20 protein-coding genes are annotated in these 25,214 nt (G+C 61.2%); 7 read left to right on the top strand and 13 right to left on the bottom strand.

Going from position 1 to position 25,214, the window contains the following annotated elements:
• The first annotated feature begins 223 nt into the window (after positions 1–223).
• Positions 224–1,345, top strand: a complete 1,122-nt coding sequence (locus tag IFT66_RS18865; RefSeq protein WP_184655454.1) for an alpha/beta hydrolase — start codon at positions 224–226, stop codon at positions 1,343–1,345.
• 127 nt (positions 1,346–1,472) lie between these two features.
• Positions 1,473–2,486 carry an Lnb N-terminal periplasmic domain-containing protein gene (locus IFT66_RS18860; protein WP_192078521.1) on the top strand — a complete coding sequence of 338 codons (1,014 nt, stop codon included), beginning with the start codon at positions 1,473–1,475 and terminating at the stop codon, positions 2,484–2,486.
• Positions 2,487–2,511: 25 nt separating this feature from the next.
• Here IFT66_RS18860 and IFT66_RS18855 read toward each other — a convergent pair whose 3' ends face one another.
• From IFT66_RS18855 to IFT66_RS18820, 8 genes are all read right to left on the bottom strand, one after another.
• Positions 2,512–4,239, bottom strand: coding sequence for a M14 family metallopeptidase (locus tag IFT66_RS18855; protein ID WP_192078520.1), 1,728 nt, complete (start codon positions 4,237–4,239; stop codon positions 2,512–2,514).
• 31 nt (positions 4,240–4,270) lie between these two features.
• Complete coding sequence (locus tag IFT66_RS18850; RefSeq protein ID WP_192078519.1) at positions 4,271–5,119, bottom strand: ABC transporter permease; 849 nt, start codon at positions 5,117–5,119, stop codon at positions 4,271–4,273.
• Positions 5,120–5,125: 6 nt separating this feature from the next.
• On the bottom strand, positions 5,126–6,049 hold the full coding sequence (locus IFT66_RS18845) for an ABC transporter permease (RefSeq protein ID WP_092663235.1): 924 nt from the start codon (positions 6,047–6,049) through the stop codon (positions 5,126–5,128).
• Between the two features lie 67 nt (positions 6,050–6,116).
• On the bottom strand, positions 6,117–7,649 hold the full coding sequence (locus tag IFT66_RS18840) for an ABC transporter substrate-binding protein (RefSeq protein WP_192078518.1): 1,533 nt from the start codon (positions 7,647–7,649) through the stop codon (positions 6,117–6,119).
• A gap of 42 nt (positions 7,650–7,691) precedes the next feature.
• Positions 7,692–9,509 carry an ABC transporter ATP-binding protein gene (locus IFT66_RS18835; protein ID WP_446737931.1) on the bottom strand — a complete coding sequence of 606 codons (1,818 nt, stop codon included), beginning with the start codon at positions 9,507–9,509 and terminating at the stop codon, positions 7,692–7,694.
• 2 nt (positions 9,510–9,511) lie between these two features.
• Positions 9,512–11,278 carry an acetyl/propionyl/methylcrotonyl-CoA carboxylase subunit alpha gene (locus IFT66_RS18830; protein ID WP_192078516.1) on the bottom strand — a complete coding sequence of 589 codons (1,767 nt, stop codon included), beginning with the start codon at positions 11,276–11,278 and terminating at the stop codon, positions 9,512–9,514.
• Positions 11,275–12,873, bottom strand: a complete 1,599-nt coding sequence (gene pxpB, locus IFT66_RS18825; protein WP_062459436.1) for a 5-oxoprolinase subunit PxpB — start codon at positions 12,871–12,873, stop codon at positions 11,275–11,277. Before pxpB ends, IFT66_RS18830 begins: the two co-directional genes overlap by 4 nt.
• 45 nt (positions 12,874–12,918) lie before the next feature.
• A complete protein-coding gene (locus IFT66_RS18820; protein WP_062578181.1) occupies positions 12,919–13,686 on the bottom strand; it encodes a LamB/YcsF family protein in 768 nt (255 codons plus the stop codon).
• A gap of 309 nt (positions 13,687–13,995) precedes the next feature.
• Here IFT66_RS18820 and IFT66_RS18815 point away from each other — a divergent pair, with 309 nt between their 5' ends.
• Positions 13,996–14,658 carry a GntR family transcriptional regulator gene (locus tag IFT66_RS18815; RefSeq protein WP_446737840.1) on the top strand — a complete coding sequence of 221 codons (663 nt, stop codon included), beginning with the start codon at positions 13,996–13,998 and terminating at the stop codon, positions 14,656–14,658.
• Positions 14,659–14,662: 4 nt separating this feature from the next.
• Here IFT66_RS18815 and IFT66_RS18810 read toward each other — a convergent pair whose 3' ends face one another.
• The 4 genes from IFT66_RS18810 to IFT66_RS18795 all read right to left on the bottom strand — a co-directional run bounded on the left by IFT66_RS18810 (position 14,663) and on the right by IFT66_RS18795 (position 18,606).
• Positions 14,663–15,643 (bottom strand): L,D-transpeptidase family protein, encoded by a 981-nt coding sequence (locus IFT66_RS18810; protein ID WP_192078515.1) that lies wholly within the window; start codon positions 15,641–15,643, stop codon positions 14,663–14,665.
• Positions 15,644–15,752: 109 nt separating this feature from the next.
• Positions 15,753–16,349: a hypothetical protein gene (locus IFT66_RS18805; protein ID WP_192078514.1), complete on the bottom strand. Its 597-nt coding sequence runs from the start codon at positions 16,347–16,349 to the stop codon at positions 15,753–15,755.
• Positions 16,346–17,536, bottom strand: a complete 1,191-nt coding sequence (locus IFT66_RS18800) for a glycosyltransferase family 4 protein (RefSeq protein ID WP_192078576.1) — start codon at positions 17,534–17,536, stop codon at positions 16,346–16,348. Before IFT66_RS18800 ends, IFT66_RS18805 begins: the two co-directional genes overlap by 4 nt.
• A complete protein-coding gene (locus IFT66_RS18795) occupies positions 17,536–18,606 on the bottom strand; it encodes a glycosyltransferase family 4 protein (RefSeq protein ID WP_192078513.1) in 1,071 nt (356 codons plus the stop codon). The genes IFT66_RS18800 and IFT66_RS18795 overlap by 1 nt, the downstream gene beginning before the upstream one ends.
• A 31-nt stretch (positions 18,607–18,637) precedes the next feature.
• Between IFT66_RS18795 and IFT66_RS18790 the strand changes: the two genes are divergently transcribed.
• Genes IFT66_RS18790 through IFT66_RS18775 form a run of 4 tightly spaced genes read left to right on the top strand, consistent with a single transcriptional unit; the run spans position 18,638 to position 23,351 of the window.
• Positions 18,638–20,704, top strand: coding sequence for an HAD-IIB family hydrolase (locus IFT66_RS18790; protein ID WP_192078512.1), 2,067 nt, complete (start codon positions 18,638–18,640; stop codon positions 20,702–20,704).
• Positions 20,686–21,552 (top strand): galactosyltransferase-related protein, encoded by an 867-nt coding sequence (locus tag IFT66_RS18785; RefSeq protein WP_184655443.1) that lies wholly within the window; start codon positions 20,686–20,688, stop codon positions 21,550–21,552. Before IFT66_RS18790 ends, IFT66_RS18785 begins: the two co-directional genes overlap by 19 nt.
• Positions 21,553–21,564: 12 nt before the next feature.
• Positions 21,565–22,701, top strand: a complete 1,137-nt coding sequence (locus tag IFT66_RS18780; RefSeq protein WP_192078511.1) for a glycosyltransferase — start codon at positions 21,565–21,567, stop codon at positions 22,699–22,701.
• Positions 22,702–22,703: 2 nt separating this feature from the next.
• Positions 22,704–23,351, top strand: coding sequence for a hypothetical protein (locus tag IFT66_RS18775; protein WP_192078510.1), 648 nt, complete (start codon positions 22,704–22,706; stop codon positions 23,349–23,351).
• 30 nt (positions 23,352–23,381) lie between these two features.
• Here IFT66_RS18775 and IFT66_RS18770 read toward each other — a convergent pair whose 3' ends face one another.
• Positions 23,382–25,178: a PAS domain-containing sensor histidine kinase gene (locus tag IFT66_RS18770; protein ID WP_192078509.1), complete on the bottom strand. Its 1,797-nt coding sequence runs from the start codon at positions 25,176–25,178 to the stop codon at positions 23,382–23,384.
• Positions 25,179–25,214: the final 36 nt, after the last annotated feature.

Raw genomic sequence — 25,214 nt, 5'->3', positions numbered from 1 at the left:
TTCGCCGTGTGTAACAAAGACCAGACCCCGGACCGTGGCAGCACCGTCCGGGGCCTGCAAATCCTGGCCTGCCTCGGATCTCTCCGCTTGAATGATGCACTCGCGTTCCGGTCGACTGGCCAGGTGGTGCAGGCGAATTTGACGTGGGTTTCAGCCAGTTGAGTTCGGCAACATTTCGTGGCATCTACCGGCCCCATTCACCTTTCGAAAGTCGCTGGTTACGATGCAGTATTCCGTATTGACGCGGCGATGGATCTCGGCTGCGATTGTCGCGATCGTGTCCGCTCAGCTCGTTGCCTGTGCCAACAGGCCTTCGGCCTCTGTTCTCGATCCGGTCGCGGTCAACCCGGCATCCAGCCGTCAGCTTACCGTCCTTACTGCGACGAACCGGTCGCGGGACGGCGACGGATACTCGTCCCGCCGTAACGCAGATCCGGCCTTCGAAACGTTCACGGTCGCAATCCCGCCCTCGCACCGCCCGCCGAAGATCGAATGGCCTGTCGGTAAACCCGACGCGTCGACGGACATGGTTGTTTCCGAAAGACGCTCTCTCGACCAAAAACAGTTTCTGGCTTTGGCGGACGCGCCCAACAAGGATGGGGCGGTTGGCATCTTTGTCCACGGGTATAACTATACGTTCCAGGAGGGATTGTACCGGCTCGCGCAGGTCGCCGCCGATTCCAAGACGGATGGAAAGCCGGTCCTTTTCTCCTGGCCGTCGCAGGGATCCCTTGCCGGATATCTCGCGGATCGTGACGCGGCCCTGGCTTCGCGTGACACCCTGGTCTGGCTCGTCAAATCGATGGCAGCAAAACGCGATGTGAAACGGGTCATCCTGTTCGGGCACAGCATCGGCGGGTTCCTGATCATGGAAACGCTTCGCCAGCTGAAGCTTGAAGGCCGCGGCGACGTCCTCGACAAGTTGGTCGTCGTGCTCGCGGCTCCAGACATTGACGACGATCTGTTCAGGTCGCAGCTGGAGGTCGTTGGGCGGATGCGTACCCCCATCACGCTGTTTGTTTCCAAGGACGACAAGGCGCTCAAGATCTCCAGTTTCATCAGCGGCGAGAAACCGCGCGCGGGATCGCTCAATGTCGATAGCCCTTCGGTGCGCGACGCAGCCTTGCGCTATGGTCTGCGGATCATCGACATCTCGTCGGTCAAGGCAGCAGATGGGGTCGGGCACGACCGGTACGCCAATCTCGCACAACTGGGTCCGCAGCTTGCGCAGGCGGGTGGCGGGGCGGTTTCGGTGCCGGAGGCGGGCGCCTTCGTCTTCGACGTCGCGGCATCGGTCATTTCAAGTCCGTTCAGATTGGCAGGCGCGGTCGTCGGCGGGCGCTGAGCTTGCGGTTTCTGGCGAAAGACCAGGGAAGAATGCTTGATCCTTCTCTCTCATTCTTGTGTCCGTGCGTGGTCGCACTTGTCGATTGTCACCCTATGTTGCGTGTGTTGAACCGAGAGACACCGATTTGCGCCGAGCATTCCACTTCCTCGCCCTGACGGGCGTTTTCATCGTCATTCTACTCGTCTCGGCGTGGTCATCGCTGGCACTGTGGTACCGTCTGCCATTGCCGCTCCCGGCAAGAGCGGTGTTCGCTGCGCTGTTTGCCGCTCTCGGTGTCTGGACCATCGTCTCTGTGATCCGCCACCGATGGCGGGCTCCGACGGGCGTGTTCTCGGTGGCCTTCGCGATCGTGCTTTCGTGGTGGTTCACGCTCGCGCCCCCAGCGGTAGGAGACTGGTCGCCGGACGTTGCGCGACAGGTCACCGGAACGATTTCGGGCGACACGTTGACCCTGAACGGTGTGCGAGACTTCACCTGGAGAAGCGATACCGACTATACCGAAAACTGGAAGACCAAGACGTATGATCTAAAGACGCTGACGTCGGTTGATCTCTTCATGTCCTACTGGTCGGGACCGCTGATGGGCCACATGCTGGTCAGCTTCGGCTTCTCGAATGGCGAGCACGTCGCCTGGTCCGTCGAGGTCCGCCGCAAGCGCGGAGGCGCGTTTTCGCCGATCGCGGATCTCTTCAAGAGCAATCCGCTTGTGATCGTCGCGGCAGAGGAGCGGGATATTATCGGGGTTCGTACGATCGTGCGCGGCGAGGACGTCCAGCTATACCGGGTGAACGTCTTGCCGCAGACAGCACGCAACCTCCTGGTCGCCTATGTCGAGGATGCAAACAGGCTGTCCCGCCAGCCGCAGTGGTACAACTCGCTGATGACGAACTGCACGACTGCGGTTGTGGCCATCGTCAGAACGCTTGGAGGCACGGTCCCTCTCGACTGGCGGCTGTATGTGAACGGCTATTTACCGGAATACGCCTATGATCAGGGCATCCTCGACACTGGGTCCCCGATGGCGGTGCTCAGGCAACAGTCCCATATTGCCGAGAAAGCCAAGACGGCGGGCATGTCCGAGGACTTTTCAGAGGCGATCAGGCGAGATCGGGTAACCGAACCGCCTGCAACGAACTAGGCGCAGCTACCGGGAGCCTGTCACCTTACGACGTATAGGCGTTAAGCGTCTGCCAGACATCATAGGCCGAGATCACCGTCTCCATCTGCGCCGTATGGCCCGTGACGAAATCGTCGCCGTAGATAGTCTCGTCAGGATATTCGGTGATCAGCGTCAGCGGTACGGTATGGCGATCGTCAATCGACGACAGGCACGGGAAGCCGTTGATGATGCGGAAACCCGTCTCGCCGGCATGGGTTTCGTAGAGTGCGATCTGGCGATTGTTGTAGTCGAGAATGCCTGGAATTGCGCCGAGATGCCGGGTGACGTGGTCGAGGATGGCTTCCGCCTGCTGCGTCCAGCCGGCGTGGTGGCGCATGATCAGGAAGAAACCCTTCGGCAGCGTCCACATGCCAAAACCGCGCGGCACGTAGCCGGATAGCGGCCGCGTCCATTCATGCGACGGATAGCCGTGCAGGTTGATATGCAGCTGTGCGCCGCTCAATTCCTGCGCTGTGAAACGGATGGCTTTCTCGTTGAGATGCTGGCCGGAATTTTCCGCCGTCCGGTATTCAAGATCGTCGCCGAGCGCGGTGTAGCGGGCGGCGTGGTGCATGTGGCGCGGGTTATCGACACGCAGGCGCTGGTGCAGCGCGTAGCCATCCGGGTTCTCGATCGGCGAGATGGTGAAATGGGCGCCGGCACGCTGCTTGAGCGCACGGGCAGCGCGGATCGCGCCGACAATTCCGGTCGTCTCGTTCGGATGCTGGCCGCCGCTGATCATGACCGCCGTGTCGCTGCCACGCACATAGTGCGCCGAGAGAACGCGGCCGGAGCGCGACCGGGCATCGAATTCCTCTCCGCCGATGTCCGACAGCAGTCTCGACATCTGCGCAACGGCCGGTGGTTCGCTGGCCGTATCGATTTCCTGTTCGGGGCCATCCCTAAAACCTGTGCTCAGCGGCCGGGTTTCGACACGCACGCTGATCTCACCATTGCTGCGCACGATTTCCGGCACGATCTGGCCGGGCTTCAGACCACGGTCGCCGAGCGGGCGTCCGGACTTCTTCTGGAAGAATTCCAGCAGCGAGAAATAGAAGTCCTCGTGCAGGGCCTCGCGGAGGCTGACGACCTCGTCGCCAACCGCCAGCGGCATGTCTTCCGCCGGATGGGAAACGGCGATGTTGAGTTCTTCGAAATAGGGTTCTTCGTTGCCCCAGTCGTGGTTTGCGATCGCGTCGATTGCGAGGCTGAACAGACGCTCGTAATCCGTTTCCAGCCTCTCGCCGATCGCGCCGTCGCGGCTGATCCAGCCGGTGGGAGAGAGATTGGTTTCGCCGACCACATCCGTATGCACGCGGTTCGGCGCCTTGATCTTCAGCGTTTCCGTCTTACCGTTACGGGTGAGCGTGACGTCGTAGACAAGTTCGTCATCGTCGCGGGCAATGAAGTCGATCCTGGCATCTCCCACGAGTGCCGCGAGCGGATAGGCTTCTAGCCGGAAACGGTTTGCCGGAGCGTCGGCATGAACCGGGTAAGACACCTCGATCGAGGTCACGCCTTCAAGGTCGATCTCTTCCAGAAACGCAAACAGAAGCGGCTTGTAGGCGCTGCGGATCCGGGCGGTGACACCTCTCTCCTTCAACGCCTGTTCGGCGGCACGACGGCTCTTCGTATCGTCGAACGTCCAGGCCTCGATCGACTGGCCGGGCGCAGCACTCGCCACCAGAGTGTCGAGCGTACGCTCCAGTTTGGTTTCAAAGATCGAAGTCATGACGCTTAACCCTTGTTGAATGCCGTGCTGGTTATCGGGACGTGCGGCCGGTCGGATCGAGGCTGTCGCGCAGCCAGTCTCCGAGCAGGTTGAGACCGAGCACCGTCAGCAGGATCGCAAGGCCCGGGAAGACGCTGACCCACCATGCGGTCTGCAGATAGGTTCGGCCATCGGCCAGCATGCCGCCCCAGCTTGGAATGGTGGGATCGACGCCGAGGCCGAGGAAGGTCAGGCTGCTTTCGAGCAGAATGTTGTTGGCGACATTGAGCGTCATCAGAACGATCACCGGTCCGATCAGGTTCGGCAGCAGGTGCTGGATGATGATGCGCCAGTCCTTCACCCCGATCGCGCGGGCCGACAGGACGAACTCACGCTCCCTCAGCGTCAGCACCGAGCCGCGCACCAGACGGGCATACTGCACCCATTGCGACACAATCAGAAGGATGATCGTGTTGGTCAGGCTTCCGCCGACGATGGCGATGAAGGTGATCGCAAGCAGGATGAACGGCATGGCAAGCTGCAGATCGGCGAAACGCATCACCAGCATGTCCCAGAAACCGCGGTAGTAACCGGCAATCAGGCCCATCAGCACGCCGAAGATGACGGCGCCGATGACGGAGGTGAAGCCGACCAGGAGCGAGATCTTTCCGCCGGCAACGACACGCGCCAGCACGTCGCGGCCCAGCGGATCGGTTCCGAACGGGTGAGCGGCCGTCGCAAAGGGTTTGGCGAGCCGCGCCATCAGGTCGATCTTGTCGGCACCGCCTGGAAACAGCAGGTCGGAAAACAGCACTGCGAGGCAGACGACGACGGTGAGGGACATGCCAAGGATGAATTCAAGGCTCGCGAAGCGCCAGCGGCTAGAGGTTTTGGTTGCCATTGCCGGTTACTCCGTGCGGATGCGGGGATCGACGAGGCCATAGGCGATGTCGACCAGAAGGTTGATGCCGACGATCATCAGCGACAGAACGGTGATGACGGCCTGAAGCACGGGAAAGTCGCGGGCGCCGACGGCGTCGAAGGCAAGCGTGCCCAGTCCCGGCCAGTTGAACACACGCTCGATGACGACGATGCCGCCGAGCAGGCCACCGAACTGCAGGCCGAAATAGGTGATCAGCGGAATGGCGCAGTTGCGCAGCGCGTGCTTGTAGAGAACCTTGCTCTCGCTCAAGCCTTTGGCGCGCGCGACCATGATGTATTGCGACTGCAGCGTTTCCAGCATCGAGGTGCGGACAAGACGCACATTCGTCGCGGTCAGGATCACGCCCATGGTGACGGCCGGCATGACATAGCTCGAAAAGCCCGACATGCCGCTTGGCGGCAGCCAGCCGAGCGTGATGGAGAACAAGAGGACCAGCATGGTGGCGAGCCAGAAATTCGGAAACGACAGGCCGATCAGCGAGAAGATGCGGATGGCCTGGTCGGCAGCCTTGCCGCGCGAGGTGGCAGCCTTGATGCCGAGCGGGATCGAAAGCGCGATCGACACGAACATCGAGATAAAGGCGAGCAGCAGGGTCGCCGGCAGGGCATTGCCGATCAGCATCGAGACCGACGTGCCGCCGGAAAAGCTGCGGCCGAAATCGAGCGTGACCAGCCCCTTCATGAACGTCCAGTACTGGACGAGGAACGGCTGGTCGGTTCCGAGCGCTGCGCGAATGCGCGCCAGATCGTCTTCCGTCATGCTGCCGCCGCCCTGGAACATCGTGACGGCCGGATCACCGGTCAGGCGAATGGCGAACGAGACGATGAGCGTGATGGCGATGACGACGAAAATCGCCTGTAGCAATCGCTTGATGAGGAAACCGGCCACTGTGTTGTCCTTAAGGAGAAGTTCGGCCCCGCCCGGGTTGGCCCGGGCGGGGTGGCTTTTCAGATGACTACTCGACGGTGACGTCGGTCAGCTTCAGGCGGTTGTCCGGGGGCGCGATGAAGCCCTTGACCCGCTTGTTGATGCCGAAGATGGCGTTGCTGTTGTAGAGCGGCAGCTCCAGCGCGCGTTCCGACGCATAGGCGCCGACTTCCCGCAGGATCTTTTCGCGGGCCGCACGGTCGGTCAGCGGACGCTGCGATTCCAGCAGCTTGTCCAGCTTTTCGTCCTTGTCGTACGGGTTCCACTTTTCGCCCGAGTGGTACATCGAATAGGCGGTGTTGTCGTAGTCGAAGGTCCAGCCGCCCCACTTCTGCTGGAACATCGCGCCGGTCTTGCCTTGCGGAATGATGTCGTTCAGCAACACGTTGGTCTCATAGGGCTTGATAGTGGCGGTGATGCCGACCATCGACAGGTAGCTGGAAATGACCTGCGCCACTTCGTTCATCGTCGCATCATTGCCGCGGATATCGATCTGCAGCGTCGCACCGGTCTTCACGCCGGCTTCGGCAAGCAGCTTCTTCGCGCCGGCCGGATCGTAAGGGATCGCCTTCAAGTCCGGATCGAAGCCGAAGGACAATGCGCTCTGGAAGCTGGTGATCTCGGAGGCCTGGCCGGCGAGGATCGACTTGACGATCGTGCCGCGATCGACAGCCATGATAATCGCCTTGCGCACCTTCGGGTCGGCGGTGATGCCGTCGCGGGTGTTGAAGCGCAGCGCATCGACGGTCGGGCCAGGAACGGAAACGATTTCCAGCTTGTTGTCGCCTTCGATGACCGGCAGCATGCCGATCGGAATGGTCGGCGGGATCACCAGATCGACGCGGCCAGCCTGCAGTTCGGCAACAGCGGTTGCTGGCTCAGCGATAAAGCGGAACTGGAGTTCCGACAGTTTCGGCGCGCCGCCCCAATAGTCGGCATTGGCTTCGAGCTTGATATCGACCTTGGGCTGGTAGGATACGAACTTGAACGCGCCCGTGCCGACCGGGTTGAGGTTGAAATTGTCCTCACCCTTTTCCTGGATGTATTTCGGCGGAACGATCATCGCGCCGTAACCGGCGAGCTTGGTCAGAAGAACCGGATCGGCAGCCTTGAGCTTCAGGTCGACCGTATAGTCGTCGATGACGTCGATGCTCTCGATCGAGATGTAGTTCGAACGCTGCGGTCCCTTGGCACCCTGTTCGCCGAGAAGGCGCTCGAAGGTGAACTTGACGGCGGCTGCATTGAAGGGCTCGCCGTTGTGGAACTTCACGTTCTGGCGCAGCTTGAAGCGGATGCGCTTGCCTTCGTCGAGTTCTTCCCAGGATTCAGCCAGACCCGGAACGAGCTTCAGGTCGGGACCACGATAGGTGAGGCCGTCGAAGATGTTGGTGGCAACGGCTGCCCATTGGACGAGAAACGTATCGATCGGATCCCAGCTGCCCGGATCCTGTGGGCTCGAGATGGTCAGCTTTCCGGCCGCGAAGGCAGGCGCCGACGCAAAGGCTGTCGAGAGCGCAAGCGCCACTGCGGTCGCCTTCAGTCCCCGTTTGATTATTGTCATTGATCTGTTCCTCTTCAGATGGTTGCGATTGTGTCGCTGGTTTCAGGCGCTCTTCGCGACGAAGTGGCCTGGATTGATTTCCTCGTGCACGAGGATGGCGGGCTCGTCACCGACGCGCCTCACCGGATTGGGAATTTCGCCCTCGATCATCGCCGACTGGCGGGCAACGGTCGGATCGGCGACCGGTACCGCGGACAGAAGGCGACGGGTGTAATCGTGGGCAGGCGTTTCGAAAACCTGGCGTCGTGAGCCAAGTTCCATGATCTGGCCGAGGAACAGAACCGCGACGCGATGGCTCATCTTCTCGACCACGGCCATGTCATGGCTGATGAACAGGTAGGCGAGACCGCGTTCGGCCTGCAGGTCCATGAACAGATTGATGATCTGTGCCTGGATCGACACGTCGAGCGCCGACAGCGCCTCGTCGGCAATGATCAGCTTCGGATCGGAGGCAAGCGCGCGGGCAATGCAGACGCGCTGCCGCTGGCCGCCGGAAAACTCGTGCGGATAGCGGGTTGCGACATCGGAAGTTAGGCCGACACGCTCCAGCAGTTCGTCGACGCGGCGGCGGACGGCCTTGGCATCGGAGATCAGGCTGTGGGTGTTGATCGGCTCTGCGATCGAGAAGCCGACGGTCTTGCGCGGATCGAGCGAGGCGAACGGGTCCTGGAAGATGTACTGGACATCCTGGCGCAGGCGGAAGCGTTCGGCAGCCGACATGGACGAGAAGGTTCGGCCGTTGAAGGCGATGTCGCCGGACATGGCAGACTGAAGCTGCTGGATCGTCCGGCCGATGGTCGACTTGCCCGAACCGCTTTCGCCAACCAGTGCCAGCGTCTCGCCGGGATGGATGTCGAAGCTCACCTTCTGCACGGCGCTCAAGCGATGGGTGGCCTTGCCGAACAGGTTTTTCTTGATGTCGAAGCGGACGTAGAGATCCTTGACCGACAGGAGCGGCGTTGCGCCAGTCTTGACCGTGTCCTGGATGCGCTCCTCGCCGACGACGGTCGGCTTGCCATCCTGCAAAATGGTCAGCGGCAGACGCTTGGGGAAAGCCTCTCCCGTCATGCTGCCGAGCTTCGGCACGGCGGAAAGCAGGGCCTGGGTATAGGGGTGCTGCGGGTTGGCGAAGATCTCGCGAACCGGGCCTTCCTCGACTTTCTTACCCTTCCACATGACGACGACATGGTCTGCCATTTCGGCAACGACGCCCATGTCATGGGTGATGAACACCATGCCCATGCCGAGCGTCTTCTGCAGGTCGCGCATGATATTGAGGATCTGCGCCTGGATGGTGACATCGAGCGCAGTCGTCGGCTCGTCGGCAATCAGCAGCTTGGGGCGGCACGCAAGCGCCATCGCGATCATCACGCGCTGACGCATGCCGCCGGACAGTTGGTGCGGATAGCGGGTCAGAAGTTCTTCGGAGTCGGGCAGGCGCACCATATCGAGCAGCCGACCGGCTTCGGCCAGGGCCGCGCTCTTGCTCATCTTCTCGTGCAGGACAAGCACTTCGCAGATCTGGTCGCCGATGGTGAAGACCGGGTTGAGCGAGGTCATCGGCTCCTGGAAGATCATGGCGATCTCCTTGCCGCGGACCGACCGCATCTCTTTCTGGCTCGCCTTCAACAGGTCGCGGCCGTTGAACATGATGCGACCGGATGCATAATTCGCACCCATCATGTCGGCGAGACGCATGGTCGACAGCGAGGTCACCGATTTGCCCGAACCGGACTCGCCGACCACGGCGACCGTCTGGCCGGCCTCGACGGTAAAGGACAGGTCGTCGACGACGCGGCTTTCGCCGAATTCGACGCTCAGGCGTTCGACCGACAGGAGCGGCTTGCTGTTTTCGGTCATGCTCATGTCCGCGTCTCCGTCGGGCTAATGGTTCCGGCATCATCAGGGGCGATACGGGCAATGACTGCGCCGGCAGTCTGGGAGGATCCGGCCTTTGCCAGTAGGCTGACGATACCGTTAACGGGTGCGGTGACGGCGGTTTCCATCTTCATCACGTCCATCATGGCAAGAACCTCGCCTTCACGGACGGCTGCGCCATCCTCGACATTCCATTGCACGAGCAGGCCGGGAACGGAGGCGCGAACAGCGCCGGCATCATTCTCGGCAGCGTCCGGTCCGGCGCTCGATGCCGTCGCACGCATCTGGCCCAACAGGCGCAGAAACGTATCGGGGATGCCGATCTCGATCCGTTTGCCGTCGATCTCGACATGGCCGCGTAGAAGACCGCCACGAGTTGCCGGGGCAGGGCGGGCAGCGTCTTCGAGCGTCTCGGCGAAATCCGTTTCGATCCAGCGCGTGTGGACGCGGAAGTCCGCGCCTGAGAAATCCGCATGATCGAGCACCGCACGGTGGAACGGCAGGACGGACGGCACGCCCTCGATCGTGAATTCGCTGAGCGCGCGGCGGGCACGGGCAATGGCCCGTTCGCGCGTCGCACCCCAGACGACGAGCTTTGCAGCCAGCGAGTCGAACATCGGCGGAATGACCGAACCTGTCGTGACGCCGCTATCGAGACGTACGCCCGGCCCCGATGGCGCCGTGAAATTCGAGATCTCGCCGGCGGACGGCAGGAAGCCGCGGCCCGGATCTTCCATATTGATGCGGAACTCGATCGCGTGGCCGCGCGGCTCCGGCATGCTGGTCACGCTGATCGGCAGGCCTTCGGCAATGCGGAACTGTTCGATGACGAGGTCGAGACCAGTCGTCTCTTCGGTGACCGGATGTTCCACCTGCAGGCGGGTATTCACCTCGAGGAAGGAGATGACGCCATCGGCGCTGAGCAGGAATTCGACCGTGCCGGCACCGGTATAGCCGGCCTCCGCGCAGATATCGCGCGAGGCCGCGTGGATCTTTTCGCGCTGCTCGTCCGAGAGGAAGGGGGCTGGCGCTTCCTCGACGAGCTTCTGGTTACGACGCTGCAGCGAGCAATCGCGGGTACCGACGACAACCACATTGCCGTGGCTGTCGGCCAGAACCTGAGCTTCGATATGTCTTGGGCGGTCCAGGAACTGCTCGACGTAGCACTCACCACGACCGAAGGCCGCGACCGCTTCGCGCGTAGCCGATGAGAACAGTTCTTCGACCTCATCGAGATCGCGCGCGATCTTCATTCCGCGTCCGCCACCGCCATGCGCCGCCTTGATGGCGATCGGCATGCCGAATTGGCGTGCGAAAGCCAGGGCCTCGGCAGGCGAGGTGATTGCGCCGTCGCTACCGGCAACCAGCGGTGCGCCGACCTTTTGGGCGATCGCGCGGGCCTGGAGCTTGTCGCCGAGCGCCTCGATCACGTGAGGGGCAGGGCCGATCCAGATCAGCCCGGCATCGATGACAGCCTTTGCGAATTCCGCGCGCTCGGAGAGAAAGCCATATCCCGGATGCACGGCGTCGGCGCCGGAGCGCTTTGCGACGGCGATCAGCTTGTCGATGTCGAGGTAGGTTTCCCGGGCCGTGGCACCGTTCAGGGAATAGGCCTCATCGGCCTGCGCCGCGAACATCGCATCGGCATCGGCGTCCGCGTAGACGGCAACCGAGGTCAGGCCGTAATCCTTGCAGGCCCGAATGATCCGCACCGCGATCTCGCCGCGGTTAGCTATCAGAACCTTCTTCATGGGTATTTTCCTAAGATGGACCGGGGAGCGAAGGCGCTGATCGCGTTGAAACGGATCTTCGCTCCGACAGGGATCTGGCCTGCGAGATCGAGATGATGGCGGGCGACATTGGCAATGACCGGATAACCGCCGGTCAGCGGATGATCGGCAAGGAACAGCACCGGCTGACCGCTCGCCGGCACCTGAAGCGCGCCGCGCACGGTCGCCTCGCTCGGCAACTCTGCGTGGTTCTGGCGCTCCAGCGCTTCGCCTGAAAGACGGATGCCGACCCGGCTTGATTGCGGTGTCACCGACCATTCCTGGGACAGGAAATTCTCGACGGCGCTTTGTGTGAACCAGTCGGTGCGCGGCCCCATCACTACGTCGAGAACGACGGTCTCCACAGTGTCCGGCATGTCGAACGCCGGTAGTTCTGGCGCAGCAACGGTCGATCCTAGCACCGGCGGGTGAATTCCGATAACGGCGCCCGCGCCAAGTGCTGCAGGCCCGATCTGCGCCAGGGTATCCGTCGCCGCGCTGCCGAGAACCGGGGTCACGTCAAAGCCGCCGCGCAGTGCCAGATAGGAGCGCATGCCGGCCGTCGGCTGTCCGAGCGAAACGATGTCGCCGTCATCAAGCGCGATTGCTTCGCCATGCGCTGCCGTCAGCTTTTTGCCCGCGGTGGTGGCGATGGTGATCGGCGCCAGTGCACCCGTCACAGCCATCACGCCGCGGCCGCGCATGCGAAAACGGAAGCCGCCAAGGGAGATCTCCAGCGCCGGCGTGCCGACCGGATTGCCGACGAGGCGGTTGGCGGCCTTGAAACTGCTGCGATCGACTGCGCCAGATACGCTGATGCCCTGGTTTGCTTGGCCTGCGCGGCCGAGATCCTGAAACAGGACCGGCAGGCCGACGGCCAGAACCTCGATTGCGCAGTTTGAATAGCTTGCCGCAACCGGAGCAGTCGCAGTTTTCGCAGGGGCCGAAACTTCGTAGGCTTTGTCGGCCGCCATATCGCGAAAACGCACGCGACTTCCCGGCTGGAGAAGCGAGGCGGGTGCGCGATCGATATCGAACATGGCAAGCGGCGTCGTGCCGATCAGCTGCCAGCCGCCTGGGCTGGTCTTGGGATAGATGCCGCTGAATTCTCCGGCAAGGCCGACAGCGCCGGCCGGAACCCGGGTCCGGGGCGATTTGCGTCGGGGTACGTTAAGCCGCTGATCGCCGCCGGAGAGATAGGCGAAACCGGGCGCGAAACCGGTAAAGGCTGCGACATACTCGCTTTCGCCGTGCAGGCGAATAACGTCCGCGACGCTCATGCCGAGGATGGTGGCAACTTCGCCAAGATCCTCGCCATCGTAACGAACTGGGATTTCGACCAGCGGACCAGACGCCGCCTTGCGCTCGCCACCCGCGAGTGCGGCAACCGCATCCGTCAGCGCATCGTTTGAAATCATACTAGGATCGAACGCAATCAGCAGCGTGCGTGCTGCCGGGATGATCTCGCGGATACCGTCGACTGGGTTGGTTTCCAGCGCATCGAACAGCGCCAGCGCCTCGGCCAGATCGGCGAGTTCGACCAGAATGCTGTCGTCACGCACGGGCAGAAAGCGCATGGATGTATCACGAGGCATGGACGGGGGAGCGATATGCATGCCGGGTTATACGGCCGGCGCGAAGGGCTGGACGGCATGGCCGGATTCTTCCAGAAGCGCGCGCAGCCGCTGCGCGATCGCGACTGCGCCTGGGCTGTCGCCATGCACGCAGATGGACTGCGCATCGATCTTCGTCATCGTGCCGTCGATCGCTTCGATCGCACCGTCGCGGACCATGCGCAGCATCCGCTGGGCCACGAGTTCGGGATCATGCAGGACCGAGCCTTTTTCGCGGCGGGAGACAAGGTTGCCTTCCGGCGTATAGGCGCGATCGGCAAAGGCCTCGGCAACGACGGTCAGGCCGGCACTACGGGCCTGCTCAACCAGCTGTGAACCGGCCAGCGCCATCAGCACCAGCGAAGGATCGATGGCCCGGATTGCGGCGATCACATCGGCTGCCTGCCGCGCGTCGATGGCGATCGTATTGTAGAGCGCGCCATGCGGCTTCACATAGGTAACGCGGGTGCCGGCAGCCTTGGCCAGGCCCTGCAAGGCGCCGATCTGATAGATCACGTCGCCAATCAGTTCTTCGCTCGAAGGATCCATGTTGCGACGGCCAAAGCCTGCCAGATCGCGATAGCCGACATGCGCACCAATCGCCACGCCACGTTCTGCGGCGGCCTTCACTGTCTTAAGGATCCCTGCCGGATCGCCGGCGTGGAAACCACAGGCGACGTTGGCGCTGCTCACCACGTCGAGCATGGCAGAATCGTCACCCATCTTCCAGGCGCCGAAGCTCTCGCCCAAGTCACTGTTGATGTCGATGGTCAGCATACTGTCCGCGCGCCCTCATCCTCGTTGACTAGACGCTAACAAAGGCGAACAATGCTGTCCAGAGTGTTGAACAATTTTTATATGTTGCTCTACAGTTAGGCAAATGCGCAATAATGATGCGTCACCCGTGTTTTGCACGGTTTAGTGGACCATGCGGGTTCGGGTCCGGCTCATTTCGCTTGTGACGGGGATCGAAGCGCTTTACCGAAAATTGAGACGAGATCCGGAGCGAGGGGCAAAGGCTTGGCTGAACGCAAACTGCAAGGCGCTGATAAAGGCGTGCTTTCTGTTCCAGACGGCAACGGTCCAGTGATTGCGCGTCCGGGCGAGCCGGTGCAGACGCTTGCCGAAAGCGTTGCCAGTCGTATCCGCGATCAGGTTATCTCCGGCAGGCTTACCCCCGGCAGCCATCTTTCCGAACTGACGCTCAGCGACGAGATGCAGGTATCACGCAACACGTTGCGCGAAGTATTCCGCATTCTGACCAAGGAAGGGCTGCTGCGATACGAAGCCAATCGGGGCGTTTTCGTTTCGACGCCCAGCATGGCAACAATCATCGATATCTACCGCGTCCGGCGGGTTATCGAATGCTCGGCAATTGCCAATGCGCATCCGCGCCATCCGGGCGTTGCGAAAATGCGGGCGGCCGTCGAGGCGGCGGCACTCTCGCGGGAGACGAAGGACTGGTTGAGCGTCGGTACTGCCGATATCGCATTCCATTCAGCCGTCGTGGAACTCGCCGACAGCTCACGCCTTTCGGCCTTCTACGCACAGATATCCCTGGAACTGCGCCTCGTCTTCGGCCTACTGCGCGATCCGGAGCTGCTGCATGGTCCGTTCATCGACCAGAACCTCGAGATCCTCACCGAACTGGAAGCGGGTCGCGCGCAGGAAGCATCCATCATGCTCGAGGCCTACCTTCTGCGCGCCGAACGGCTCATTCTGGGCGCCTATGCGCGCGTGACGAAGTAACGCTTTAGTCTTCGAATTCGACCATCACGCCGGGCTTCACCATGCTGGCCAGTTCCTCGGCGTCCCAGTTCGTGAGACGCACACAACCGTGCGAGCCCGCCTTATCGATCAGCGACGGCTCCGGCGTTCCGTGAATGCCATAGGTCGGCTCCGACAGATCGATCCAGACCGTTCCGACAGGATTGTTGGCACCGCTCGGGAGTGTGAGCTTGGACTTGTTTTGTCCCTGCTGGAAGTTGATTTTCGGATTGTATTCATAGGTCGGGTTACGGGCGACGCCGTTGACCTTGTGCTTGCCGGAGGGCGACGGATTATCCTCGCTCCCGATCGTTGCCGGATAAACCGCGATGATAGCATTCTGGTCGTCGTAAGCGACCAGTTGTCCTTCCTTGCGACGAGCTTCTATCCGTTTGACGACGCCGGCGCGGGGCGCACCGATGTTGGCGACCAAGATGGTTTCGCCGGCCTCGAATTTCGCCGATGGGTTCAGTGCATGCACGAGGTCCACGTCCATATGGAACCGCTCGGCGAGCTTTTCAGCGACGCTGGTAAAGCCAAGATGCTCCATCTTGGCCTGTTCGGCATAGTCCTTCGGAATCTCGGCGACGATGTCTGCAGCATCATCGGGATCGATCTGGTATGGACCGACGACATGCTGATCGTCTGCCAGACGCGTAACCACGTCGGGGTCGACTTTCCCGTCGACGGGAAGGCTCTGGAGAGCTTCGAAACCCGCGACAGCCTTGCGAACATTGTTTCCGTCCAGGCCGTCGATCACGCCCGGGGAAGCGCCGGCGCGATCGAGGAGAACCTGAAGGTGAATGATCGCGGGATCCGGGGCAGGCTTCTCCTGCTGCTGGACTGGCTCTGGCGGAACAGAAGCAATATCCGCGTTATTGACCACCTCAGCGGTCAATTCCTGCGCTTGCGCGGCTCCGAATGTGATTGAGGATAGAAGCGAGACGAGCAGGATTTTGTTTTTCATGGCGTTAGAAGGCGTGAGTCCGACCGAAGTTCCGTCCATTTAGAAATTCTGGTCGGGCAAGCGGCTCAGGCAGCCACAGAACGCGCCAGCCGTTATCCTGACGACGGGTTTACAGCCCGCGAATATCGAGCCGTCCCGACTGTTGCATGTCTCCGAACCAGCGCTTTTCGGCGCCCCAGGCATGACCGTCCCAGCCTTCGAACGAAAAGCCCGCCACGATCACAGGCGGCGCATCTTCCGGTCGATCGAGGAGGGTTTCGAACGCATAGACGAAACCCGAGCTCAAGGCTGCGTCCGGCGGCGCGCCCAGCGCCTCCAGCTCCTGTCGGGCCTGATCGTGAACGGATTGCTCGATATAGCGCACGCGTTTTCCGATGCCCTCCAGCAACGACGTCAGCTCCAAGGCGCCGCATTCGTCGCCGGGATCCGAACTCGGCGGAAAAACCAATGTAATCAGTGCGGCTTTCCGCACCGCGGGGCGATTGGTGAACTCCGGGTCGGCCAGCCATTCGGTCGCCTGTCCGCCGCGGCTGACGAGAACCAGTTCGGAGATCGCCGTCCCCGAGACGTCCATGAACCCAGCGGTATTGTTAAATCGCGTGACCCAGTCACAGCGATCAGTCATCTGCCCGGCATCGACGAAGTCAGGGCAGTTGCCGATGATCGCGATATGGCTTTCGTCTCGGATGTTTGTCTCGTCCTTCAAGATCTTGCCTTTCCGGACTTGGCTATTGCCTGCCGGTAGAGCGCCATGGTCTCGCGACCGAGATAGGGTCTATCGAAACGGCCGGCGGCCAGCACGGCGCGGTGATGCAGTTGTTCGCGCAACTGTGGCGACTGGATAAGGGATCGCAATGAGGCTGCGATGTCCTGGGGAAGCGTTCGTTCCGCGAGTAGCCCGGCTCCGGTCGCTCCGACGAATTCCCGCGCGCTCGGATCTTCAGCCGATGCGACCACGGGCCGCCCGAACGCAATCGCCTCCTGGTAAACCAGTCCGAAGCTTTCGTATCGCGACGGTGCCGCAACGATATGAGCCTGCCGATAGAGGTCGTGGAGCATTTCGTCGGGTTGGCGGCCCAGGGCGGTTACCCGTTCGCGCGCAACAGCGCTCATCTGCGACGGCAGATCGACGGACGGCACGCCGAGCAGATTGACGTGAAACGGAGGAAGTGTTCCGGAAGCGACTTCGGCGGCCAGGAGCTCTACCGCGCCCATCAGCTCTGCAAAACCCTTGCGCTGTTCCGCACGTCCGACGAACAGGATTCTGACAGGTTCCTCTCCAGCCGGGTAGGGCGATGACTGTGCCGTCTTCAGCAATTCAGGCGGCAGCGAAAGACCGATCGTCCGATGCGGTATTTGGCTGTTGATCTTATAGAGGTCGACGATCCGTCGACCGTGTTCGTCCGTATTGGAGATCAGCCCGGCGCTCGACCCTGCCTGCTTCTTCTCCAGCAAGTCCGCAGCAGCCGCGTCCAGCTTGTCTCGAACCGGCAGCTCAGCCATCCTGCTCCAGGCAGCGGGCGTCGAATTGCGCGTCACAAGCGCAAATCCGTGGCGACCCGTCAGCAAACTCGCTGGCGCGTACCAGTTGGTTGCTTCCACCACGTCGAAGGGCTTTGCCGCATGATCACGCAAAACGGCCTGGCGGAACCGCAGCGGTGCGGCGGCGTGACCGATCGCAGCCCATTTGCGCAGGCGGCCGATACGGGATTGATCCGGGATATCACAACCGACGACGCGAACGCCGTCTATGTCCTCGGCTCCCGAGCGATCGAGCGTAAAGACAGTCACGTCGCAGCCCTCGCCAGAGAGCGCCATAGCGATCTCCCTGGCCGCCGTCGAAAGTCCGCTTGGAGACGGCGGGTAGTCCCAGGCGAGAAGCGCTGTCCGCATCACGACTTCAGCATCCTCTTGTACATCTCGATATAGTCCCGCGCCATGCGGTCTGCGGTAAAGCGCTCCTCGAACCGGGCGCTGATGCGGCGGCGATCGAGGCTTCCCACCTTGTTGACGGCCTCGACTGCCTGCGCTTCGTTCTCGACGATAAAGCCGGTGACACCGTCTTCGACCACTTCGGAGACCGAACCCTTGTTCCATGCAATAACAGGCGTACCGCAGGCCATCGCCTCGATCATGACCAGACCGAACGGTTCCGGCCAGTCGATCGGAAACAGCAGCGCTGTCGCACCGCGGAGCAGCTCGCTCTTGGCCGCATCACCGACCGGCCCGACATACTCGACACCATCGCCAAGCTTCGGCCGGACATAGGTGTCGAAATAGAGAGGATTGCCGACGTCAACCGTACCGGCGAGCTTGATGGGGTGACCGCACTCGACCGCAACGTCGATTGCCTTGTCCGGCCGCTTCTGGTCGGTCATGCGCCCGATGAAGGCGAGATAGGACCCGGGCTCAAAGGAGGGCTCAAAGCGGTCTCCGTCGACGCCGTGAAGGACGACGCCGGCGCGGTTGGCTTCTGGGATCCCACGTTGCTGGGACGCTGAAATGGCCGCGACCGGCAGGTCGGGGAAGGCATTGAAGAACAGCTTCCGGTCAAGCTCGTCGACGCGCCAATGGATCGTTGTCAGCGATTTCGAGCGCTGATCGCCCAGCAGGGTCGCGTGAAAGAACTCGCCGTGGAAATGCAGGATGTCGAACTCGTCGAGCCGCTGGCGAACCTCATCCAACGTCACGCTTTCGAGCACTGCCGGTATCGAAGGCGGCACGGTGCCGTGTTCGCTCTCCAGAAACTGCAGGCTCGGCAGGGACCCGATACGGGTGACCGGCGTGGTGCTGTCGGATGCCGCAAACAGGGTAACCTCACAACCCTGGCGTTGCATCGCTACGCAGAGATCGTGGATCACACGCTCCGTTCCGCCATGATCGCGGGGAGGAACGGGGAAGATACTTGGTGCAACCTGCGCAACCCTTATCGGCTTCGGGAGTTGCGGTGCGCATTCTAGCATTTTGTATCCTTGTTGCTCAGAAAGGTTGTGTATGTTCGTTCTTCATGTCGCACTTCAAGGGTGTCTGCGCGGAAATAATGTCGAGTATGGGCTAACGGCCGATACCGGCGGGCATATCCGCTACTTGATGGATCTTGTCGGCGCCTGTGAAGCCTCTGACACCGACTCCAAAATAGTGATCGCAACGCGTGCCTTCGAAGGCCACGGCGAGGACTATCAGCGGCCTTCCGAGGCCGTGAGCCCCCAGATTTCGATTGTACGGTTGCGTACCAACCGCCCCGATTATGTCAGCAAAGAGGATATGCATGCAGAGGTTGCATCCTTCAACGACGCGCTGATCGCGCACCTTCGCGAACATGGGCTTCCTGACATTGTCCATGCGCATTACGCGGATGCTGCGGTCGTCGCTGCGCGGATCAAAAAGGAGTTGGGCATCCCTTTCGTTTTCACGGGGCATTCGCTCGGCAGGGTGAAAATTTCGGCCATGCCGGAAATCGCATCGGATGCATCCATGACGCATCGTCTTGCGGCGGAAGAATGCGCGCTTGAAGAGGCGTCCCTGATCATTGCGTCCTCGCGCGACGAGGCTGAGCTGCAGTACAAAGGATATGACAACTACGACGCCGGCAAAATCCGCGTGCTTCCGCCCGGCAGCGACCTAGATGCTTTTCAGGGCGCCCAGTCATCGGAAACTGTCGAGGTCCAGCTCTCTCGTTTCCTCGCTGAACCGGAAAAGCCTGTCTTGCTTGCCATCGCGCGCCCGGTCACCAAAAAGAACTTGATCGGGCTTGTACGGGCCTACGGAAAATCGCCAGCGCTCCAGGAAGCTGCGAACCTTGTGATCCTCGCCGGCAACCGCTGCGAAATCGACGAGCTCGAACCGGATCTCGCGGACAACCTGCGCGAAATCCTTCATCTCGTCGATACCTACGATCTGTACGGCAAGATCGCCTATCCGAAGATGCATCAACCGGATTTGGTGCCAGCCTATTATGCCTATGCTCGCGATCGCGGTGGCATTTTCGTCAATCCGGCACTCAACGAACCGTTCGGATTGACGCTCCTGGAAGCCTCGGCCGTTGGTCTGCCTTTGATCGCGACAGACAGCGGCGGCCCCAATGATATCGTCGAGACCTGCGGCAACGGTGTCTTGATAGACCCGCGCGACGAGGACGGTCTTGCTTCCGCCGCGCTGAAAATCCTGGCCTGCTCGGAAACGTGGCAGACTTACTCCAAGGCCGGCGAACGTGCTGTCGCCTGTTATGACTGGGCACGACATACCGAACGGTATCACGGCCTGCTCTCGGAGCTGATCGACAAGCCCGCAGCCAAGACGGAAAAGCCCTCGCAGCTACTGATCAGCGACATCGACAACACTCTGGTGGGATCGGTTCCGCATCTTCATGCCTTTGGCAATTGGCGGCGACAGCAGAGTGGATTGTCTTTCGGGGTCGCGACCGGTCGTTCCTTCCACAGCGCCATGGCCATTCTCGAACAGGAGGATGTGCCGAGGCCGGAAGTCATGATCACCTCGGTCGGATCCGAGATCTATCACCTGAGCGAGAACGGCGTCTCCTACGAGTATGACCGGCATTGGGCCGAGCGCATCGCCGAGAACTGGGACCGAAGCGGCATCGAGAGAGTTCTGCGCAAGGCAGGCTTCCTCACCCCGCAGGCGTCACTCGAACAGCGCGATTTCAAGCTCAGCTATTTCAGTGACGGCTCGAGCGGCGTCGTGGCACGCATCAAGGAACTGCTGGAAAAGGCAGGTTTGCGCGCGTCGGTGATCCACAGCCATCGACGGTACCTCGACGTCCTGCCGCTCAAGGCATCGAAGGGTACGGCCGTTGACTACGTCCGTCGTGGTGCTGGACTGTCTGAAAACATGGTGTTCGTCGCCGGCGATTCCGGCAACGATATCGAGATGCTTCAGGCCATCCCGCAGTCGATCATCGTCGCCAACTACTCGGATGGACTGGCCACGCTTCCTGCACTCAGCCATTCCTATATCGCCTCAGAAACCCATGCGGCAGGCATCATCGAAGGCGTTCTCCACTTCCGCAGACAGGCGGAGGCTGAATGTCTCTCAGTGTCCTGACCCTGGTTCGTGGCCGCGAGCGACATCTCGCCAACCTGATGCGCAGCCTTGGGGAGCAGTCGTGCCTTCCGACGGAACTCGTGATCGCCTGGATGCAGCCGGAGCCTTTCGAGGATCTGCCGAGCCTGCCGTTTCCGGTCAAGCACGTGTTCGTCGAGGGAGAGGACTTGCCGCTTGCTAAGGCGCGGAACGCGGCGGCAAACGCGGCGTCGGGGGACACACTCATGTTTCTCGATGTTGACTGCATCGCGTCGCCAACGGTTGTTGAATCCTACTCTGCCGCCTTGAACGAGCATGACGGTATCTGTCTGAGCGAAGTTCTGTATCTGCCGGCAGAAGTGACCGATTTCCGGGGAGACTACGGTGTGCTCGACGAGCTCGGCAAACCGCATGTCTCCAAGCCTCGGTTTCCTGAATTCGGCCGTGTCGAGCAGGAACCGGATGGCGGCCAGCTTTGGGGCCTGTCCTTCGCGCTGCGAAAAAGCACGTGGCAAGCGATCGGCGGTATGGATGAGCGCTTCGTCGGTTATGGCGGGGAAGAAACCGACTTCGCCGCATCGGCAGAGCAGGCCGGAGTGAAGACCTACCGGGTGGGTGGCGCGCGCGTCTACCACCAGCATCACCCGGTCCTCATACCGCCTCTGCACAACTTCGACCCGATCCTTCGCAATGCCCGCCTCTTTCAGGAAAAGCATGGCCGCTGGTGCATGGGCTACTGGCTTGGCCAGTTCCGCGAGGCGGGGCTGATTCGATGGGAGGAGGATGGCGATGCGCTGGACGTCCTGCGCTTTCCGGACCCGACTGAAATTGAGGCCGCGCGACAGCCCGGTACCGTTCTGTATTCATAGGAATTATCGAGTATGAAAAAGCCAATCGCGTTTTTCGCCCATCATCAGGGCCGCGGGCATGCCAACCGGATCATGGCCATTGCCGAGCATTTCAGCCAGGACAGGCAGGTCTCTGTTCTGACGGCCGGGCCGGACTATTTCGAGTCCGTAAGCTCAAGCGTCGAAGTCGTCGCGCTGCCGAACATGATCGGCGAAACGGTCCCGACCGCGCGGTTGTTCGATGAGCCTACACCATCGGTCATGCACTGCGTTCCCTTGGGCCTGCCGTCGATGCGGAAAACGATGCGCACCATCGTCGAGCATCTCGACGACCGCGATATTGGTCTGTTTGTCGTGGACGTGTCGTCGGAGATCGGAATGTTGGGTCGGATCTGCTCCACCCCAACAGTTCAGATGCGCCTCCACGGCGACCGCAACGACGTCGGTCATATCGGATCCTACGAAGCGATGGTCGGCATTCTGGCGCCGTTCGACGAGCGTATGGAGCAGCAGGACTATCCGCGCCATCTTCGCGACAAGACGTTCTATACGGGTGGTCTTTGCACCACCCGCGATCAGGTTCTGTCCCGTGCAGAGGCACGCCAGAGACTTGGGCTGCCCTCGGATCAGAAGATCGTGCTGGTCATGACAGGTGGCGGCGGCAGCGGCACGCCCTATGCGCCGCTGACGATTGCCGCACGGGCCGTCCCGGATGCGCTGTGGCTCGTCGCCGGTCCTGTTCTGCGGGAAGGCCATGAGACGGATTTCCCCAATTTGAAGGAACTCGGCTGGGTCGACAACGTCACGGACCATATCGCAGCGGCCGATATCGTTGTGGCCTCCGCTGGCGACAACACGGTTCATGAGATTGCGCGTGCGGCCCGGAAATTCGTGGTGATGCCCGAATGGCGGTATTTTTCCGAACAGCATCGCAAGGCATCCGAGCTCGTCCGACTTGGCGCAGCGGTTTCCGCTCCATACTGGCCGGGAGATTACGAGGGATGGCGGGGGCTTCTGCAGCGTGCCGAAGAGCTCGACACGGAAGCACTTGCAACTCTGCACGAGCCGGCCGCTGCGGCCAGGGCCGCAAACTGGCTGGAAGAGCTCTGCGACCAGCTCTGGATGGGTGGTGCGCGGCGTATTGCAAGCCCGTTGCTCAAGGTCGTCTGATCATGGTCACGTTGACGACCGTCCTGCGCTCCGGGGGGCGCTACGAGCCGATCTGGGTGGAACGCCTTGCCCGCGGGGCGAGGCGGCATATTGCAGGCCTTGATCGCATCGTCTGTGTCACGGATTTCGATGAGGCAATGGACGGTGTCGAGACCGTCAAATTTCGCCATGACTGGCCGAAGTGGTGGTCGAAATTCGAGGCTTTCCGTCCCGAGCTCTCCGACGATGTCAACATACTCTGCGACCTGGACACGATCTTCATGTCCTCGGCCAGCGAGCTTGCATCAAAAGGCGATGCCGTTGTGATGGAGGATCATTTCCTGAAGTCTCGAGCGTCGACCGCGTTGATGCGCTGGAACAAAGACGATTTCTCGTTTCTGTACGAGCGGTTCAAACGCGATCCGGATCACTGGATTGCGCCGGGCAGTTGCGGAACCGTTCCCAACTCCGTGCACGGCGACCAGGTCGTGGTCGACCATTTCCTACGCGACCAGCAACCGTTCCCGGGCTTCATCCAAAACGAGTATCCTGATCTACTCGATTTCTACGATCCGGTTCGCAAGAACAGCGGACCGGTACTGATCTTCATTGGGGATTCCAAGCCCGACAACGCGACGGCCGACGTCAAGGACGCATGGCTGAACAGCTAGCACTGTCGGGAAGTGTTGGCTGCTGCCACCTCAGACTGTGAGCACCGCCCCGATTTGAGCCATTGACGCATCCATCTTCAGCACAAGTCCTGTGGAATTATAAGCGACATCAACAGATCCCATCGAGCCCAGGCTCGACTTGATCAGTTTTGATCCGAAACCCTTGTGCTCTGGAACGGCGACGATTGGTCCGTCCACTTCGATCCAGCTAAACTGAAGCCTGTTCTCGCCACCCTGTGGCACGACAGACCACTCGATATCGATATGGCCAACCTCGTTGGAAAGCGCACCGTATTTGACGGCGTTGGTCATCAACTCGTGAAGTACCAGGCCGAAGGACATGGCAGCCTGGGGTCCGAGCATGACGGTCGTCCCACGAACCTTGATGCGGTCGCTGTCCTGCATCCCGATATTGCAGACAGTGTTGGCCACCACATCGCGCAATTCGGCTCCGCGCCAATCCTCTTGCGTCAGCATGTCATGCGCTTTGGAAAGAGCGGAGAGGCGCGACTGGATCTTGTCGCGCGCATCGTCCACCGTCTGGGCATTGCGCAAAGACTGGGTGGTGATGGCCTGCACTACGGCAAGCGTGTTTTTGACCCGGTGCGCGAGTTCGTGCATCAGCAGCTTTTGTGTTTCTTCGGCCTGCTTACGCTCGGTGATTTCGACAGATGCACCCGAAAAACGCACGGGCTCGCCGGAGGAGTCGCGGATAAGACGGCCCTTTGCGTGGACCCAGCGAACACCGCCACCTGGCTGGATGATGCGGTATTCGTTATCGAAGGTCGACTGTCCCTCGAACAACCGCCCCAGTTCCGCTTCGAACGCTGGCATGTCGTCGGGATGGAAATTCCGGGTGTATTCCTCAAGCGGCGCGCCAGCGGCTGCGCGACCCGGTTCTACCGTATAGATCTCGGCGAAGTTGGGGTCGGCATAGATCAGGTTCGTCTTCAGATCCCAATCCCAGATGCCGACCATTGTCGATGCGCCGAGAGCAAGCTGCAGGCGCTCTTCGCTTCGTGAAAGCTTGTCCTGCATGGATTTGAGCTCGGTGATATCGAGCGATACGCCGCACATCGCGACGGCCTGCCCCCGGTCATCGTGGACGAGCTGGCCACGCGCGAGCACCCAGGCCACAACACCGTCGGGACGGATGACGCGGTACTGGACATCGTAGTCCGAGCTTCCTGCCAGGGTTTCCTCCACCGCGGCTTGCATGCGGGGCAAGTCGTCGCGATGGATAGCGCTCTGCAGATCGTCATAGCTGAGGGACTGGTCCCTGTGACGACCGAAGTTTTCCCGGCACACGTCAGAGGTCTGGAGTGCCATCGTCGCGAGGTCGAGCTCCCAATACCCGAGGCTTCCAGCCTCGAGAGTTTCCTTCATCCGGCGCTCGGAGCGAATGGCTGCCTGTTCCGCTTTTTTCGTTCCTGTGATGTCGCGGGAGATGGACAGGATCCGATCGGGCTTGCCGTCTCCTCCAAGGATTGGGGAAACTTTCACTTCCCACCACCGCGAGTTTCCTTTGGCCGTTTCCGCCGTCCCGACAAAGCTACAGCTACGTCCGGAGCGCGCAGCCTCAAGCGCTTCGCGCGCTGCCGCGTTCCCGTCGTCTTTCCAAAAATCAGGCCAAGGACAGTTGCGGATGGTTTCGAAATCGTCGATTTCCATGACGCGCATGCCGCCAGCGCTCATGAACGTAATGTTGCCGGCGAGGTCGATAACCTTGATACAGTCGTCGCTTGCGGACAGGATTTCCGCCATGAGAGCAACGTCCATCGTGTTTGCCAATGCGACTTCGTGCGGTCGCTGGGATACCGTGTTCATTGTGTATCCGATCGCAAGCGTATGGATATCCGTGTC

The sequence above is a fragment of the Rhizobium sp. CFBP 13726 genome, from assembly GCF_014841925.1.
GTDB classification, from domain to species: Bacteria; Pseudomonadota; Alphaproteobacteria; order Rhizobiales; family Rhizobiaceae; genus Neorhizobium; species Neorhizobium soli.
The sequence above is the reverse complement of the archived record's forward strand: the minus strand, read 5'-3'. Positions and strand labels throughout refer to the sequence as shown.